The following is an 18,666-nucleotide window of genomic DNA, read 5'->3' as shown; positions in this document are numbered from 1 at the left end:
CTGGGCAAAACCAACCCGCTAACCGATCCAGTCGTTCCAGTAAAACCACTTCAAAGGTAGACAACAACGATGAAGGATGAAATAACAAAAAATCCGCTTGAGCCGACTCAATTGCTCGATCGCGACTGTACAACCCTATCCAGGCACGTTTTGCAGCAACTGCAGAGCTTTTCTGCCGATGCTCAGGACCTCAGCGCGTTGATGAGCCGGATCGCTCTAGCAGCAAAGCTAATTTCCCGCCGGTTGAGTCGCGCTGGGTTAGTGGAAGGGGTTCTGGGGTTTAGTGGCGACATTAATGTTCAGGGAGAAAGCGTCAAACGCATGGATGTCTATGCCAATGAGGTGTTTATCTCCGTTTTCAAGCAAAGTGGCTTAGTTTGTCGCTTGGCATCGGAGGAAATGGAGAAACCCTACTACATCCCGGAAAACTGCCCCATTGGGCGTTATACCCTGCTTTATGACCCGATTGACGGCTCCTCCAATATCGATAGCAACCTGAATATCGGGTCTATCTTCTCGATTCGCCAACAAGAAGGAAATGATGAAAATGGGGAAGCCCTAGATTTGCTGCAAAGTGGACGCAAGCAACTCGCTGCAGGCTATATCCTCTATGGACCCAGTACCATGCTGGTATATTCCATTGGGACGGGGGTTCATTCCTTCACTCTGGATCCCAGTCTGGGAGAGTTTATCCTGTCGAATCAAAATATTCAGGTCCCTGAGCATGGTGCGGTTTACAGTGTGAATGAAGGCAACTTCTGGCAGTGGGATGAATCGATCCGCGACTATATCCGCTATGTTCATCGGCACGAAGGCTATACCGCTCGTTATAGTGGGGCTTTAGTGGGGGACTTTCACCGGATCCTGCATGAAGGGGGCGTGTTCATGTATCCTGGAACCATTAAAAAACCCGAGGGTAAATTGCGCCTGCTTTATGAAACCGCACCCCTAGCTTTTTTGATAGAGCAAGCTGGGGGACAAGCCAGTACCGGAACTCAGGATATCTTAGATGTGGTGCCGGATCAACTTCATACCCGTACCCCGGTGATTATTGGCAGTAAAGATGATGTGGCACTCGTCAAATCCTTCATTGACGATCGCAAGCATGAGAAGAACCCCGCGATCGCTACTCATTCATGATGATTTGATGACACAGTTCGGCGATCAACCCTTACCTTTTACCCCAATTCAAAGATAAGCTAAAACCTAAGCGTGAAATGAGGGACTTTCATACCACGGATAGTCATCATCCGCTTTAAAAACATTCACAATGATACCCTGTAGTCTAGTCTAAACCCAACGAGATAAAACTTATGGCAATTAATCCCTTACTCCAAAAAATTGAACAAGAATATGGTCAAAGTATCTGGATGGATAATTTGAACCGTGATCTCATCAAGTCCGGGGAACTGAAAACCCTGATTGAAACCCGAGGATTGCGGGGACTGACCTCTAATCCGTCAATTTTTGAAAAAGCCATTGTCGGAAATGCAATTTACGATTCAGATATCGAAGCTGGCATCAAAGCTAACCAATCGGTGGAGAAAATTTATGAATCTTTAGTGTTTGAAGATATTCGCAATGCCTGCGATCATTTTCGGGCGATTTATGATGAAACTGAGGGGTTAGATGGCTATGTCAGTATTGAAGTGCCGCCGAACCTCGCTTTGGATGCTGAAAAAACTCTTGCAGAAGCCAAGCGCTACTACAAGGAAATTGAACGGGAAAATGTGATGGTGAAGATTCCCGGGACTTCCCAGGGGTTAGAGGCGGTTGAAAAAGTCATTGCTGAAGGGATCAACGTTAATGTGACGTTGCTATTTTCCGTAGACAGTTATGTAGAGACGGCCTGGGCTTACATTCGCGGGCTAGAAGCACGAGTGCAGGCGGGTGAAGATGTGAGCAAGATTTCTTCAGTTGCCAGTTTCTTTATCAGCCGAATTGATGTGAAAATTGATGAGGCAATTGATGAAAAACTCAAGCACATAACGGAGCTGCAAGAAAAGGCCCGACTGGAGCAAATCAAAGGGAAGGTGGCGATCGCCAATGCCAAGATTGCCTATCAAAAATACAAAGAAATCATCAACAGCGATCGCTGGCAAGCCCTCGCCGCCAAAGGAGCCAACCCCCAACGGTTACTCTGGGCCTCCACCAGCAGCAAAAATCCCAACTACAGTGACGTCATCTACGTTGATGAACTGATTGGACCCGATACGGTCAACACCCTACCCCCAGCAACCATTGAAGCCTGTGCCGATCATTGCGATGTCGCCAGCCGCATCGAAACCGATGTTGATCAAGCCTACCACCTGATCGAAAACTTGGCTGAGTTGGGCATCGACTTGGATCAAATCATGGCAGAACTGTTAGACGAAGGCATTGATAAATTCATTCAACCCTTCGAGTCTCTGATGAGTTCCCTGGAAAGCAAAGTCAAACAACTGGCTCCCGCCTAGTCAGGAGGGGAAAATGGGTACGGCATCACTCCGTTACCCATTTTTCTGCCCCTCCAGCTCCTTTTTCGACCCAGAGCAAGAGATCAAAGATGGATATGTCCATATTGCGATCGTTCTTAATTTCTCTGTACTAACCTCTAACCTATGCATCAAACCAGATGGTAACGCTATTAGAAAACCCCCTGCGCGTGGGACTCCAACAAGATCGGATTCCCGAACCACAGATTTTGATTATCTTCGGTGCCTCCGGGGACCTGACCCAGAGAAAGCTCGTTCCGGCAATCTATCAAATGAAACTGGAACGTAAACTCCCTTCGCAACTAACGATTGTCGGGGTCTCCCGCAGTCAATGGAGTCATGAGTTTTTCCGAGATCATTGCCGCCAAGGAGTTGAAGAATTTGGCAACGGGATTGGTTCTGAAGCGCTCTGGGACGACTTTGCCAATGGACTGTTCTATTGTCCAGGCGACATCGATAAATCAGAAAGTTACCAGAAACTCAAAGCCTTTCTGGGTGAACTCGATGAAAAACGCGGCACTCGGGGGAACCGCGTGTTTTACCTGAGTGTGGCACCGCGCTTTTTCGCTGAAGCGATCGAGCAACTTGGGGGTGCGGGAATGCTAGGCGATCGCGACAAACAACGCCTAGTCATTGAAAAGCCCTTTGGTCACGATCTGGGTACGGCACAGATCCTCAACCAAGTGGTCCAAAAAGTCTGCTCAGAAAAGCAGGTTTACCGGATTGACCACTACTTAGGCAAGGAAACGGTCCAGAATCTGCTCGTGTTTCGCTTTGCCAATGCCATTTTTGAACCCCTGTGGAATCGGCAGTTTGTCGATTGTGTTCAAATCACCGTCGCCGAAACCGTCGGTTTAGAAGGACGGGCTGGGTATTATGAATCATCAGGCGCGCTGCGGGATATGGTGCAAAACCACCTGATGCAACTGTTTACCCTGACCGCAATGGAAGCGCCAAACTCCCTGGATGCCGATAGTATCCGTAATGAAAAGGTAAAAGTCCTACAAGCGACTCACCTGGCGGATATTGAAAATTTGAACCTGTCTGCCACTCGGGGTCAGTACACTTCCGGATGGATGAAAGGGAAGCAGGTTCCAGGCTATCGCGAAGAGGAAGGGGTTAACGAGAACTCGACGACGCCGACTTATGCCGGGCTCAAGCTTTATATCGATAACTGGCGCTGGAAAGGCGTGCCATTCTACATGAGAACCGGCAAACGGATGCCGAAAAAGGTGACCGAAATTGCGATTCAGTTCCGGGAAGTGCCATTTTTGATGTTCCAGTCTGCTGCAAAACAGGCGAATCCCAATGTGTTGGCGATGCGGATTCAACCGAATGAGGGGATTTCGATGCGTTTTGAGGTAAAAACGCCGGGGAACTCTTTGCGGACGCGATCGGTGGATATGGATTTTCGCTACGATACCACCTTCGGTCAGGCCAACACGGATGCCTACAGTCGGTTATTGATAGACTGTATGTTAGGGGACCAAACTCTGTTTACCCGAGGGGATGAAGTGGAGGAGTCTTGGCGTGTCCTAACTCCCTTGCTGCAAGTTTGGGATGCTCCTTCGGATCCCAAGGCGATCGCCCTTTATGAAGCCGGGACTTGGGGTCCTGTGGAAGCAGAGATGCTACTCAATCGTCACAATCACCGCTGGCGCAGGTTGTAACGTTTGAAGGATGCAAGGATGAGGGCGAATCAGCAAGAGGGAGCCCGGAACAGATCAGAAAACACAGGACTCAAAACCCTCATCCTTCATCCTTCTCATCCACAATCACTACTCAACACTCAACAATTAAATTAATATGGCTACTCCAATTGTTGCGCTCCAACAACCGAAAGATATTTCCCTCGATGAGATTGAGTCAGAACTGGGTCGAATCTGGCTCTCGGAAAATGGCGGCAGGGCTGCTAGTATTGCCACCCGCGCCGCAACCTTTAGTATGGTGGTGTATGAGCCCGAAGAATTCCAGCAATTGCTGGGGGCTTTAGGCTTTTACGAAGGGCCAATTGATGGCATTTACGGAGCACTGACCAAGGAAGCGGTTCAGGAAGCTCAAATCGCTTACGGAATCAGAGTTACAGGGCGCATTGACCCAGAAACCTTGATCAGGCTGCGGGAAGAGTATGATAAGATGCCGCCCGAGCTCCAGAAAGTCACCAATCCCAATGCCCGAGGGTTCAGCATCAGCGAGGCGATCGCCGCTCAAAATCCCTGCCGCATTATCACCCTCTGTCCCGTCCTCGGTGAAGATGAAGGGGTCACCGCTCAGGTTTCCGCCTATTGTCCCCTGCAAAAAAGCAACTCCAGCCGGTTAATTTGCTGTGAGTACATCACCTTACGCGGTACGAAGCAAGCACTGCAACGAGTCGGGGACTTGGTGGTGTCTCTGATGATTCCGTCCTTGCCGAAATTTGTCTGGTGGAAGGCAACCCCTAATCCCGAACAGGAGTTGTTCCAAAAGCTCTCGGAATCCTGCAATTGCATGATTATGGACTCGTCTTACTTTAGTGACCCCGAGTCCGAGTTTCTGAAGATGCAAAAGCTCATCGATGCCGAAACCTATATGGCGGACTTGAATTGGCATCGCCTCACCTCCTGGCAAGAGTTGGCTGCTGCGGCTTTTGACCCCCCGGAACGTCGCGCTTCCTTGGTGGAACTTGATCGCGTGACGATTGACTATGAAAAGGGAAATGCCTCTCAAGCGCTGATGTTCCTGGGTTGGCTCGCTTCTCGCCTCAATTGGCAACCGTTGTCTTACGAGGACGAGGGCGGCGATTATGATATTCGCCGGGTCTCCTTCAAAGGTCCAGGCGATCGCACCGTAGAAGCGGAGTTAGCCGCCATTCCTACAGCAGATTGGGGTGAGATTACGGGGGATATGGTGGGCTTGCGTCTCACTTCTACCAATAGTGAGGCCAATTGCTGCACGATTCTCTGTTCGGAAACCACCGGCTGTATGCGGATGGAGTCCGGCGGTAGCGCTCAAAACTGCCGCACCGAACAGGTGACCCCGTTAACAGACCAAAAGGCTGAATACCTCCTGGGGCAACAACTTCAGCGCTGGGGTCGCGATATGCTTTATGAAGAAAGTCTGGCGGTGACGACCGAGATTCTCAAGTTACGCCAGTAATCGGATGTTGTGGGGCGATCGCCAGTTTGTAAGAAGGCGATCGCCCCTCTATTTTTCCCCTACAACTGATCGGGATCAACTCCCATTTCTCGTAATTTTGCAGCAAGGCGATCGGCCTTAGATTGAGCCAATTCAGCTTGCTGTTGAGCCAATTCAGCTTGCTGTTGAGCCGATTCAGCTTCTTGTTTTGCCAATTCAGCTTGCTGTTGTGCTGCTTCGTGGGGTAACAAAGCTAGAGTTCCATCGGGATGATAAAAGCGTAACCAAGTGATAGAAACTTGCGTTAGAGTTCCCTCCCAATTTCCCAGCCATGCCCCGAGAGTTTCGCACCACAACCATCCCCGTTCATCGGGTTCAAGGGGTTGATACTTGTGATTGGCGTCCAAGTGCCAACCTTGCAAAGAATTGGGATTATAGGGGTCATAAACGAAATAATCCCGAGTTCGGAATACCCGTTCATAGAGGTCTTTTTTCGGTCCCAGGTCAATTTTTCGGGTACTGGGGGAGGTCAATTCTACAATCACATCGGGGTAACGCCCCTCTTCCTCCCAAACGACCCATCCGAGGCGATCGCCCGGTTCTACATCCAAAACCGCAAAGAAATCCGGTCCTCTGAAATCTCGATTTTTCGCTTGTTTACTGCTGTAATAAATAAACATATTCCCGCCCATAAAATAATCATGGCGGTCCGGGAATAGGGCAGGCACTGAGTCAATCAGGGCATTCATTGCTATGCGGTGTCGATTACTTTCCAAGGGTTCTCCGTCATCAAAAATTAGGTCCGTAGGAGGCATGGGGGGTTCCCACTCAACTGCCTCTGGGACGGGGTTTATGGTTTCTGCGATCGCCTCGGCAGACATGGCACTCTACTCCACTGAATTGCTAAATTTATTGTAGCGTTAAGCGCAAAGTAGGCTATAGTAAATTTTATCCAAGGACCAATGACTAAGGACAAATGACCAAGGACAAATCGCCTCAGCATTAAGCGCAAAGGAGCCTAAAGTAAATTTTATCCAATGACCAATGACAAATGACCAATGACAAACGACCAATGACAAATGACCCCAATAATTGCCGGAGAAAGAAGCGGCGTTGGCAAAACAACGATAACTTTAGCAATTTTAGCCTATCTACAACGCCAAGGTCTGAAAGTTCAATCTTTTAAGGTTGGACCCGATTATATTGACCCCATGTTTCATCACTATGTCACGGGTCGCCCTTGTCGCAATTTAGATCCGGTTCTAACTTCCCCGGACTATGTTCAAGATTGTTTTAATCGCCACTGGCAATCGGTGGAATTTGCTCTAATTGAAGGGGTGATGGGATTGTTTGATGGGGTGCAACCAGCCCCTTTGCTGATGGAGGAATCTCCGGGATTTTCTCTGGGGGATTTTGCCAGTAGCGCTCATATTGCCCGATTGTTACAATTGCCGGTGATATTAGTTTTGGATTGCAGTCGGTTATCGAGTTCGATCGCTGCGATCGCCCAAGGATATCGAACACTGGATCCGAGGGTAAACATTGCTGGGGCTATTCTCAACCGAGTGGGCAGCGATCGCCATTTAGAACTGCTACAAGATGCCTTAGAAACCATTCAATTTCCAATTTTAGGCGTTTGGCGGCGACAGGATAACATTACCATTCCCGATCGCCATCTGGGCTTAATTCCCACGGCGGAACTCCCCCAACTGGATGCCTTAATCGATCGCCTTGCACATTTGGCTGAAACTTGCTTTGATTGGGAACAGCTATTCCCCCTGCTGAAATCCACTCCGGCAACTGCTGTCAAATCCCTAGACATCCCCAATTGCCAAGGAGTTAAATCAAAAATTCCAGTGGCGATCGCCCAAGATGCTGCCTTTAATTTCTATTATCCAGATAATCTCGACAGTCTCGAATCCCTTGGTGCAGAATTGGTCCCCTGGAGTCCTCTCAAGGATGCAGTTTTACCCGAGGGAGTGCAAGGATTATATTTAGGCGGAGGTTTCCCAGAAATCTTTGCTGAAACCCTAGGGGCAAACACCCCTGCATTGCGATCGGTTTATCAGGCAGTCACCTCGGGGATGCCAACCTATGCCGAATGTGGCGGTTTGATGTATTTATGTCAGCACTTAGTTGATTTTGACAGCAAATCTTGGGCAATGGTGGGAATTTTACCCGCGAATGCAGTTATGGGTTCCCGCCTCAGTTTGGGATATCGCCTTGCCACCACTGTGCAAGATACCCCCTTATTCCAAACTGGGGACCGGGTATGGGGTCATGAGTTCCACCGATCGCATTTGACTGCTGAACCCTCTTCCCCCCTCTACCAACTCCAGGCATTCCATCGCCACTCGGGAATCACCCCGGAAGGATGGGGATCTTCTCCTTTGTCTACCACTCCTACTGTTCATGCCTCTTACATTCATCTTCATTGGGGGGGACAGTGGCAGATTCCCCAGAGATTTTTACACAGTTGTCAAAGCTTTGATCCGCGATCAAGTCCTTTTTTGTAAACTTTTGTAAAATCTACTTGGAAATTTTAAAAGGCTATGTTACTTTAATACTAGACACGGAAAAGAAAGAAGTTAAGGAGAAGAAAGATTTAAAGATTCCTTGGTTCACCTGACCGCGTGTCTCCTGTCTTGAGAACCGATGTGCGGCGAGGCCCACAAGGGTGAAGCTGCGGAAATTGTAAACCCTAGTAAGCAATTGTCAATCGTCTAAAACCTTTCGTCTTTTTTGCTATATATTTTGAAGAATCAGTCATTCCGTAAATAGGGTCTAGTCTTGTGACTAGGCCCTTACTGTTTTTAGGGATAAATTTTTAGGGGAAATTGAGAATAAGGGGTATTGAGAAAGTTATCCCTGTCTCGGCGATCGCTCGGGTAGCAGATAGCAGATTTGCTTAAATGGAATAGAAATAGCAGTAATCAGATCAGAAAACACAATAATTAGTCTGGATCGAAGAGCCAATCCCTTGGCAGAAGACCTCAGAGCAGTTAGAGTAAAAGGCGGGTGCATCGGAAAGCGGGGAGAATCTCATAAGCACAAACGCCATGCTAAAACTGGAACAATTTCCATCCTAGCTTTGACGATTCTCCTGATTCGCCATGACTCATCCGGTCAGCCTTTTCTCGAAACTGATAGGGTATTTGTCCGAGTTGTCATCACTGAAAACCCCTCTTTTCGATCCGCCTGCTTATGTCATCAAGTACAAACGCGGATCTTGCGATACATTAAGCTCAACTCGATCCACCTGGATTTCATCAGCTCATTAGCGATGCCAACCATTAACCTGCCTCAACATCCGCGATCCGACCAAAGTCAGAACACTCCCTCGTCTTTCACCGGATCTGGGTTTGCCCGGGAACCCGGGGAAAGGACTTATGAGTCCCGCAAAACTACCCCCTTAATTCAGTTAACCCTAACCTGGTTATTACTCCTCGGGGGGAATGGGGGCGCAGTTTTGGCACAGACAACCAATCCGGGAACGCTCACGGATCCCTCGCGCATTCCCAATCCTCTGCCACCGAGTAGCCCCCAGCTACCGGAACGCCCTCCCTTGCTACCCCCACCGGAAGAACTCCTGCAACCCCCGACTACGGATCCGGCTGCCCCTCCATTGCAAGTAGACCCCACGGGAGAAATTCCTGGGGCTATTGAGGTACAACGGTTTGAGGTGTTCGATAGTACCGTTTTCAGTAACGAAATCTGGGCGGAGATTTTAGCCCCATTTACGGACCGCCCCCTGTCCTTTGCGGAACTGTTGCAAGCGCGAACGGCGGTGACTCAATGGTACACCGAGGCGGGATATATTACCTCTGGGGCGTTAATTCCCCCCCAAACCCTAGAAGATGGGGTGGTGAGGATTCAGGTGGTGGAAGGGGGATTAGAAGAAATTAATGTGACGGGGAATGAGCGCTTGAGTCCCGATTATGTTAGTTCTCGATTGGCGATCGCCACGGAAAAACCCGTCAATATTGATAAACTCCTCGATGCCTTGCGCCTGTTACAACTGGACCCCCGAATTGAAAATATCTCCGCAGAACTCGCGGCAGGGTCTCGTCCCGGCCAAAATGTCCTAGATGTGCGGATTACGGAAGCATCGGCATTTGGCAGCGAGTTCGTCTTAGATAATGGGCGATCGCCCAGTGTTGGCAGCTTCCGCCAGAAAGCAAGTGTTTACCATCGCAACTTATTCGGGTTTGGGGATACCCTGAATCTCTCTTACACCAACACCGAAGGGAGTAATCAGTGGGATGTGGGTTACACCCTCCCGATTAATGCCCGCAATGGTACCTTTAGTGTGTCTCACGGTCGCACTGAAAGCGAAATTATCGAACCGCCCTTCGATCGGGTAGATATTGAAGCGAAATCGCGCAATACTGAATTCACCTTACGGCAACCCTTAATCCAAAGTCCCACCCGAGAATTCGCGATGGGATTGACTTTCGCCCGTCGTTCTAGCGAAACCTCCATTTTAGGGGTAAATTTTCCCCTTTCTCCGGGGGCGAATGACGATGGGGAAACGCGGATTTCTGCTTTCCGGTTCTTTCAAGAATGGACGGCGCGCAGTTCTCGGGAAGTCTTAGCGGCGCGATCGCAGTTTAATGTCGGGGTGGGTTGGTTTGATGCTACAGTAAATTCTTCCGCCCCGGATAGTCGCTTTTTGAGTTGGCGGGGACAGGGACAGTGGTTGCGGGTTCTGGGTTCGGAAACCAGCGACCCCCAACGGTCCCCGACGCTGTTAGTCCGGGGGGATATCCAATTGTCATCGGGTTCGTTGCTACCTCTGGAACAGTTTGGGTTAGGGGGTTTAGAAAGTGTGCGGGGCTATCGCCAAGATGCGCTTTTGACGGATAATGGGGCGATCGCATCTGCCGAACTTCGCATCCCAGTGTATCGCCAAAATTGGTTTGGGGTACAAGTCATCCCCTTTGTGGATGTGGGAACCGCTTGGAATAGTGGAGATGGAGACAATCCAGACCCTAATACCCTAGCTTCGGCAGGACTGGGTTTACAGCTAGATTTCGGCGATCGCCTACGAGCCCGCTTAGATTGGGGGTATCCTTTGATAGATAGCCCGTCTGGCGATCGCACCTGGCAAGAAAATGGCTTTTATTTTTCCATTGTCTCGACCCCGTTTTAATCAGAAAAACTCACAGCCGAGGAGGGTGTGGCTGGCTGGAAACAGGATGAAGGGATTTCCCTTGTTTTACTTCTCCAAACGGGACAGTGAAAAGTTCTGTATAACCCCTCCTGTGTCACTCATGGGGGCCTCAAAAAAAGGTCTAGGGCATCCTGTTATGCAACCGGGCCCCCGCCATCACCCGTTATTTGAATGCCGTCAGACTCAGTGAAGAACCAGGGACAAGGTTATAAGCCGATTAATTTATCTTGCGTTGGAGGAAAAAACTATGCCGGGGCGACTTCAATCCCGATCGCGATCGCAGCATTCTGTTAAAGCGATCGCACTTTGGTGTTTTACAGCACTGTCAATGGGGTGTTTTGCCCGCCTTTCGCCTGCTACTGCCCAAATTCTCCCCGACAGCACCTTACCGAACAATTCTGTGTTGCTTCCCAATGACAACAGCATCACCATTGAAGGCGGGACCGAAAGCGGCGTCAATTTATTTCACAGTTTTTCAGAATTTTCAGTCCCCACCAACACCGAAGCCTTTTTTAACAATTCCCCCACCATTCAAAATATTTTTACTCGGATTACCGGCAGCAATCTTTCCGAAATCGATGGATTAATTCGCGCCAATGGGTTGGCAAATTTATTTGTACTCAATCCTAATGGCATTGCCTTCGGTCCCAATGCGAGGATCAATATTGGGGGTTCATTTATTGGCAGTACCGCCAACAGCTTGCAATTTCCCGATGGCAGCACGTTTAGTGCCAGTGAACCCAACGCACCCCCTTTATTAACCATGAGCGTTCCAGTGGGATTGCAATTTAATTCTAATGGCGGTAATATCCAAGTTCAAGGCACTGGAAATCCCGATATTGTTCCGAGTAATCCTCAAGGAATGGGGGTAGCCCCCGGACAGACATTTGCCTTGGTAGGGGGAAATATTTCTCTCAATGGCGCAGTGGTAACGGTTCCGTCGGGACGGATTGAAATCGGTAGCGTGACGAATGGGGGAGTGGATGTGATACCCACTCCCGGAGGCATCGTGTTGGGATACGATCGCGTGGCGGAATTTGGCAACATTCAATTGAGCGATCGCAGTTCCTTATTCAATCCAGCCGTAGTAGACAATCCGATTGCCGGAATTCAAGTGGTCGGGAAAAATATTGGCTTAGAGCGATCGCAAATTGTGGCAGTGACTCCCGGAACTTTTAACAGCGGCAATATTGCCATAAATGCCAGCGAATCTCTCAGCTTATCCGGCGTTGATTTAATTTTTCCTTTTAGTTCCTGGATTGTCAACCAAGTGCTGCAAACCGCTACCGGAAATAGTGGCGAAGTAATTGTGAATGCCCCAGTAACGACCCTCACCGACGGTTCTCGGATTCAAACCGTAAGTTTAGGGGCGGGGAACGCTGGAAACGTCACCGTCAATGCAGAAAAACTGGCGATCGCGGGGTTTGCCATTCCTCCTACGGGCATTCCAGATATCAGCGAAATTGACCGCCCCACTCTATTAGACCGCAATCTCAACAGTCGCGTAACCAGTGAAAATTTTGCCAGCGGATCCGGTGGAGAAATTACCGTCAATGCCACAGAAATCAACTTAACCGATGGCGCACAAATTAATAGCCTTGCCGGTTCCACCTCGACAGGAAAGGGTGCAAATATGACCGTGACTGCAAATTCTATCACGGGAGATAATGCCGTTGCCTATAATCCCTTACTCTTTAGTGGTATTTCTAGTTACTTAGTGGGTGCAGGCCAAGGCGGCAATGTCAATATTTCTGCGGTGGAAGTCACGATGACCAATGGCGCACAGATGGGAAGCTCGAATGAAGGAACGGGACGTGGGGGAGATCTCAGCGTTACTGCCTCAGAGTCGATTTTGCTGCAAAAAGTGAATCCCCGCGTCCCGGTGTTGGCCTCTGGACTATTTGTCTCGACGAGCCAGACAGGAGAAGGAGGTAACATGAGCGTTTCCACGCCGCGTTTAACCCTCACAGAAGGAGCAGGTTTGAGTTCTCTGGTCTTGACCAAGCTTCTCGGAGAGCCTTTGCCCAATGCGGGACAGGGAAATGGAGGAGATGTCAGAGTCAATGCCGATACTATTCTCGTGAGTGGCGTAACGCCGTTAAATCCAGAAAATCTCACCCAGATGGGAAGTATTACCTTTGGAGCGGGAAATGCCGGGGATGTGTCAATTTCGACGCGCAGATTACAGGTGGAAGCAGGTGCGACCCTCTTTTCCTCCCTGCTTCCTTCCCTGTCGGTATTGGGAGAACCAATTCCCGGTTCGGGAACCGGGAATGGGGGCAATCTGACGATTCAGGCGAGCGAAGAAATCAAGGTGGTGGGGGCAAATCCATTTATCGGATCGCCGAGTTTGGTGGGGTTGCAAACCTTTGGATCGGGAAATGTGGGAGAACTACAGGTGACGAGCCCTAGGATTATCCTCAAAGATGGGGGGGCGATGGGTGCATTTACCAGTGGGACGGGAAATGCTGGTCGGATTACGGTGAGTGCTTCGGAAATTGAAATCGTTGGGGTTTCCAGTGGCGGGTTTTTTGAATCTCAAATGGGGGCGAGTGCTTTCCAAGCACCACTAGAGTTGCAGCAAGCATTTTTTAGCCCGCCGGTTCCTACGGGAAATACGGGAGCAGTGACGATCAATGCCGATCGCATCAGACTCAGCGATGGCGGCACGATTACCGTAACTCATGCAGGTACGGGAAATGCCGGAACGTTACAAATTAATGCCTCATCCATCTCTGTCGATCGCCAGGGTTCGATTGCGGCAACTACGGCCTCTGGACGGGGGGGAAATGTGGAGTTGAACGTCCAGAATGGTTTGATTTTAAGCAATAACGGTGGCATTAGTGTAGAAGCACTGGGTGATCGGGGCGATGGCGGGAACTTGGCGATCGCGGCCAGTACGATTGTAGCCCTGGAAAATAGTTTAGTTCGCGCTAATGCCGTCAGTGGCAATGGGGGGAACATCAATATTGTCACCCAAGGTTTATTTCTCTCTCCTGACAGTCAGATTACCGCTAGTTCTCAGTTGGGTCTGGATGGCACGATCAACGTCCAAGAACCGGCTCTCGATCCAGCTTCAGGATTGGTAGAGTTAGAAGATAATCCTACCGATCCCAGAGATCGCATCGTCAGCGGCTGTCGCGCACAAAAAGGAAATCGCTTTGTGATTACGGGACGAGGGGGTTTGCCAGAAAATCCGAATCAACCCTTGATGGGATGGTCGGTTTTGCACGATTTGCGTCCGGTCGCCCTCAATGGAGAATCGCACAGCCGCCAGCCCGCCCAGCAGTCGCCGGTGGCAATGGAGGCTCCACCACTGGTGGAAACAACCGGATGGGCGATCGACGAGCGCGGCAATCTGGTGTTAACCGCTACACCGACAAACCGCTATCAGTTGTTCCCTGATCGTTGTTCCCCCTCTAGCCCGGGTTGAAAGCTATCCCTCTTCTGTGACGCTTATCAGAGTATGCTGACCCTTTTATTTGAGTTGCGAAGTCCACCCAGCTTACGTTTGACAAAATTCCTTCACGCCAAAGAGTCATTCAGGCATCAAGTCATACACAGACGAACTGGATAGTTGAAGGCCCCTAATTAATGATTTCACAGAACTTTTCACGGTCCAGTTCTCCAGATTTATTTATGAAAATGCGACACCCTCAACATAAGCCTTTATCTCACGTTAAACAGGGATTGCTGTTATCTGTTGGTCTGTTTTGGTTAGCTTTACCCCTGGGTGCGATCGCCCAAACCACTGAGGAATTAGTTGAACAAGGGCGTCAACTTTACCAATCTGGGGAATTTTCCGCAGCGGTGGCGATTTGGGAAACGGCTGCCAGTCGCAGTGATGGGGAAGGGAATCGATTGCAACAAGCGGTTGCCTTGAGTAATCTGTCCGCAGCGTTGCAGGAATTGGGAGAGTGGGAGAGGGCAAAAGCGGCGATCGCTGAAAGTCTAGCTTTGGTTGAACGTGAGACGGACTCTCCCTCATCCGTTCGGGTCCTCGCCCAAGCCCTGAATACCCGTGGCGGATTGGAATTTACCCTGGGACAAACTGAAGCGGCAGTAACCACTTGGGAACAGGCGGCAGATGCCTACCGCCAAGCGGGGGAAAAGTCCGGGGAATATCGGGCGATGATTAATCAAGCCCGGGCTTTACAGGCATTAGGATTATACCGGCGATCGGTGACTCGCTTAGAACAACTCCAAGCCCGGTTAGGTGAGGAAACTGATCCTGATACCAAAGTAACGGCTTTACTCGCCTTGGGAAATGCCTTACGCCTGGTGGGGGATTTAGAACAGTCTGAGGAGGTCTTATGGGATAGTTTACAGACCGCCCAGCGATTACAGTCCCCATCGGCCATGAGTGAAAGTGCGATCGCGTTAGGGAATACGGTTCGCGCCCGTCAAGATGGAGACTCAGCTTTGGCGTTGTATCAACAAGCCGCCGCTAACGCAGAATCAGCCGATACCCAGGTCCAAGCCCGTCTCAATGCCCTCTCTCTGTTAGTTGAAAATCCCCTAATTCTGAGTAATTCGCCCTCTGAATCCCTCATCCAAAGCTGGATTCCGCAAATCCAAGCCCAAATCGAGGCATTGCCTCCGAGTCGGATGGCAGTGTATGCGCGAATTAAGTTCGCACAAAGTTGGTTACAGTGGCATGAAGGGAAGTCATCCCTGAACTCGGTCCTGCCGGAGGCGGCTAAACTCTTAGGAACAGCGGTCCAACAGGCCAAAAGTATAGGCGATCGCCGCGCTGAATCTTATGCGTTAGGGAATTTGGGGGAATTATACGAACGCAATCGCCAGTGGCAGCAAGCCCAAAGTCTCACGCAACAGGCGCTAGAGTTGGCGGAATATATCAATGCGGTGGATATTGCTTATCGCTGGCAATGGCAACTGGGGCGGTTACTCCTCGCGATCGGCGATCGCCCGGGGGCTGTGATAGCCTATTCTCAAGCGGTTAACTCTCTGGAGTCGTTGCGCCTAGATTTAGTCACTACCAATCGGGAAGTGCAGTTTTCTTTTCGGGATAGTGTCGAACCTGTTTACCGAGAGTTAGTGGCGTTACTGTTAGACGCCCCCTCAACTCCTGCTAATCGCACATCCAGTCAGGGCATTTCCCAGGAAAATCTACAAAAAGCATTACAGGCGATCGAATCTCTGAAATTAGCCGAACTGGATAACTTTTTTCGCGATGCTTGTGTGGATAGCAATGCTGTAGAACTGGATAAACAACAGGTTGACCTCACAGCGGCGATTATCTATCCCATCGTCTTAGGCGATCGCTTAGAAGTCATTGTTTCTCTCCCCAATCAACCGTTAAAGCATTATTCCACCCCCTTACCCAAAGAAGAAATCGAACAAACTCTCATCAGCCTAAGAAGAACCCTGGTAACTCGCACTTCTCGACAATATCGGGTTCATGCCAACACCGTTTACAACTGGTTAATTACCCCCATTCAAGACACTTTAGCCGCCAGTGGGATTAAAACGTTAGTCTTTGTTCCCGATGGACTGTTTAGAAATATTCCAATGGCTGCCTTGTATGACGGGGAACAATTTTTGTTAGAAAAATACAGCGTTGCCGTTAGTCCCGGACTCAAACTCACCGCCCTTCAACCCCTGAAGCGACAAGCGCTAAAAGCCTTAACTGCCGGTTTAAGTGAAGAACGATTTGGCTTCGCACAACTGCCGAATGTGGCGCTGGAAGTTGAACAAATCAATGCTGCCCTTTCCGGCATCGTCCTCATGGATAATGGATTTACCCGTGAGACTTTACAACAACAGCTTTTAGAAACTCCCTTTCCCGTGGTTCATATTGCCACTCACGGTCAATTTAGTTCTAGTGCAGAAGATACATTTATTCTCGCTTGGGACGATCGCATTAATGTTAATGAACTAGATAGTTTACTCCGCGTGAGAAATCGCAGTAACAATAACGAAGCCCTAGAACTACTGGTTCTGAGTGCCTGTCAAACTGCAACGGGGGACAATCGCGCCGCCTTGGGATTGGCAGGAATGGCTGTTCGCGCCGGTGCACGCAGTACCCTGGCAACTCTATGGTACATTGATGATGCCGCAACGGTCCCCGTGATGATAGACTTTTACAAATCCTTAAACGAAGGTAATCTCACTAAATCAGAAGCTTTGCGCCAAGCTCAAATCAACCTGTTGAAGAATCCCGATTATCAACATCCTATTTATTGGGCAGCTTATGTTTTAGTGGGCAATTGGCTGTAAACTAAAGGGTAGGTAGAGTATTAAATCAAGAGGACAACCAACCCAGTTTTTATTCCAAATAGGTTGCTCATAATCAGAAATTTGGGTGAATAACCGGGTTTACCAACCCGACTGTACCGACGTCCTACAGGAGGGTTGACTCGGTTAAACAGGTCAATAGTTAAGGGCAGGTTGGCACCCCCGAACTCACCCCTCCAAATGCCAAGACTCTCCCGAGTGGAACTCACAAGGATGCTAAACCAGTTATTAACCGTGATTATTATCGGCGCACCCCGCGTCGCTGGCAGTCTGGTGATTATCATCAGTTTTTGGATTGCCGCTGCCTTGTTGCGAAAGCTAATTCACCGCCTCACTACCACCAGTAAGTTGAGCCTGGATGCGCTAAAATTGCTGGAACAAACCTTTATTAGTACGGTTTGGATTGTGGGTATTGTTACTGCCCTGGGAACCCTGGGTATTGATGTTTCGGCGTTAATTGCTGGGTTGGGTCTCACTGGATTTGCCGTGGGATTAGCCCTAAAGGATATCCTCTCTAATCTAGTGTCTGGGGCTTTGATTTTAATTTATCGTCCCTTCCGTCGTCGCGATCGCATCTCCGTGGGCAACTTTGAAGGAACCGTTATCGATATTGATTTACGTTATACGACCCTGCAAGGAGAAGGCAAAACTATCTTAATCCCCAATTCTTATTTATTCACCAATACAATCTGCATTATTCAAGATTCCGAGGTAAAAATTATCACCAAAATTTACTGATTTAAAATAAAAATTCGCCTAGGGGGTAAAAATCATGATATAATATGTAATACCTTTAAACTTGTAACCGTTCCACTTCCATCTGTAAACCCTGCGAACAATGCTAAACTTCCTGAATCGCCTGTTAGGGCGTCACCCGGAAAACATCAAAGCCCATGTGGAAATCTACACTTGGCAAACCTGTCCCTACTGCATTCGGGCTAAAGTTCTCCTGATGTGGAAGGGGGTCAAATTCATCGAATATAAAATTGATGGAGATGGTGCTGCCCGAGTGAAAATGACAGAACGGGCTAATGGACGCCGCAGCGTTCCCCAGATTTTTATTAACGATCGCCATATCGGGGGATGTGATGATTTGTATGAACTTGATGCCAAAGCACAGTTAGATCCCCTCTTAATCATAGCACCCAATTAATTTAAAGGTTTCGATGTCATCCCGAGATGAACTCAATTTAAAATAATGGGTTTCAAGAGTTAACACCAACCCCAAAAACCATGACTTATTTTTTCATTTATGACGGCAAGTGCAATCTCTGTGTGAGCGTAGTCCAACTGTTAGAAACCTTTGATAAGGAAGATATGTTTCGTTATATTCCTATGCAGGATGAAAATAGTCTTTCTCGCTTAGGGATAACACCAAAAGACTGTGAACAAGGGATGATTTTAATCGATGCCGACTGCCCAGGACGACGGTGGCAGGGCAGTGATGCCGCAGAAGAACTGGGGAATTTATTACCCGGAGGCAGCCTATTTGTCAGTGCCTATCGCGCACTTCCGGGGATGAAATGGACCGGCGATCGCGTCTATGAACAAATCCGCGATAACCGTTATCAACTCTTTGGACAACGCGCCGATATCTATCACTCCACCTATCCGGGCGACTGTGAAACCTGTAATTATCCGACATAA

The 18,666-nt window shown here is 49.2% G+C and carries 12 protein-coding genes; 11 read left to right on the top strand and 1 reads right to left on the bottom strand.

All coding sequences use genetic code 11. The annotated features are described in order from the left end of the window. Positions 1-69 precede the first annotated feature (69 nt). The 4 genes from fbp to opcA all read left to right on the top strand — a co-directional run bounded on the left by fbp (position 70) and on the right by opcA (position 5,609). Positions 70-1,140, top strand: coding sequence for a class 1 fructose-bisphosphatase (gene fbp, locus NG792_RS08850; RefSeq protein WP_261199725.1), 1,071 nt, complete (start codon positions 70-72; stop codon positions 1,138-1,140). 173 nt (positions 1,141-1,313) lie between these two features. Continuing rightward, the gene (tal, locus tag NG792_RS08845; RefSeq protein WP_261235229.1) at positions 1,314-2,456 is read left to right on the top strand and encodes a transaldolase; all 1,143 of its coding nucleotides are present in this window, start codon (positions 1,314-1,316) and stop codon (positions 2,454-2,456) included. Between the two features lie 158 nt (positions 2,457-2,614). Continuing rightward, positions 2,615-4,144 carry a glucose-6-phosphate dehydrogenase gene (gene zwf, locus NG792_RS08840; protein WP_261235228.1) on the top strand — a complete coding sequence of 510 codons (1,530 nt, stop codon included), beginning with the start codon at positions 2,615-2,617 and terminating at the stop codon, positions 4,142-4,144. Between the two features lie 136 nt (positions 4,145-4,280). Further along, positions 4,281-5,609 carry a glucose-6-phosphate dehydrogenase assembly protein OpcA gene (opcA, locus tag NG792_RS08835; RefSeq protein WP_261199728.1) on the top strand — a complete coding sequence of 443 codons (1,329 nt, stop codon included), beginning with the start codon at positions 4,281-4,283 and terminating at the stop codon, positions 5,607-5,609. Between the two features lie 59 nt (positions 5,610-5,668). Here opcA and NG792_RS08830 read toward each other — a convergent pair whose 3' ends face one another. After that, positions 5,669-6,469, bottom strand: coding sequence for a Uma2 family endonuclease (locus NG792_RS08830; protein ID WP_261199729.1), 801 nt, complete (start codon positions 6,467-6,469; stop codon positions 5,669-5,671). 198 nt (positions 6,470-6,667) lie between these two features. Between NG792_RS08830 and NG792_RS08825 the strand changes: the two genes are divergently transcribed. The 7 genes from NG792_RS08825 (at position 6,668) to NG792_RS08795 (ending at position 18,666) form a co-directional block, all read left to right on the top strand. After that, complete coding sequence (locus NG792_RS08825) at positions 6,668-8,104, top strand: cobyrinic acid a,c-diamide synthase CobB (RefSeq protein WP_261235227.1); 1,437 nt, start codon at positions 6,668-6,670, stop codon at positions 8,102-8,104. A 767-nt stretch (positions 8,105-8,871) separates the two neighbouring features. Beyond that, the gene (locus NG792_RS08820) at positions 8,872-10,740 is read left to right on the top strand and encodes a ShlB/FhaC/HecB family hemolysin secretion/activation protein (RefSeq protein WP_261235226.1); all 1,869 of its coding nucleotides are present in this window, start codon (positions 8,872-8,874) and stop codon (positions 10,738-10,740) included. 268 nt (positions 10,741-11,008) lie between these two features. Further along, a complete protein-coding gene (locus NG792_RS08815) occupies positions 11,009-14,194 on the top strand; it encodes an S-layer family protein (RefSeq protein WP_261235225.1) in 3,186 nt (1,061 codons plus the stop codon). A gap of 206 nt (positions 14,195-14,400) precedes the next feature. Continuing rightward, entirely contained in the window at positions 14,401-17,001 is a 2,601-nt protein-coding gene (locus tag NG792_RS08810) for a CHAT domain-containing protein (protein ID WP_261235224.1), read from the top strand. A gap of 231 nt (positions 17,002-17,232) precedes the next feature. After that, a complete protein-coding gene (locus NG792_RS08805) occupies positions 17,233-17,757 on the top strand; it encodes a mechanosensitive ion channel family protein (RefSeq protein ID WP_261235223.1) in 525 nt (174 codons plus the stop codon). Between the two features lie 100 nt (positions 17,758-17,857). After that, positions 17,858-18,172: a glutaredoxin 3 gene (gene grxC, locus NG792_RS08800; RefSeq protein ID WP_261235222.1), complete on the top strand. Its 315-nt coding sequence runs from the start codon at positions 17,858-17,860 to the stop codon at positions 18,170-18,172. An 80-nt stretch (positions 18,173-18,252) separates the two neighbouring features. After that, positions 18,253-18,666, top strand: coding sequence for a thiol-disulfide oxidoreductase DCC family protein (locus NG792_RS08795; RefSeq protein ID WP_261235221.1), 414 nt, complete (start codon positions 18,253-18,255; stop codon positions 18,664-18,666).

The sequence above is a fragment of the Laspinema olomoucense D3b genome, from assembly GCF_025370785.1.
Lineage (GTDB): Bacteria > Cyanobacteriota > Cyanobacteriia > Cyanobacteriales > Laspinemataceae > Laspinema > Laspinema olomoucense.
Note: the sequence above shows the minus strand (reverse complement) of the source record. Positions and strands in the feature narration are given on the sequence as shown.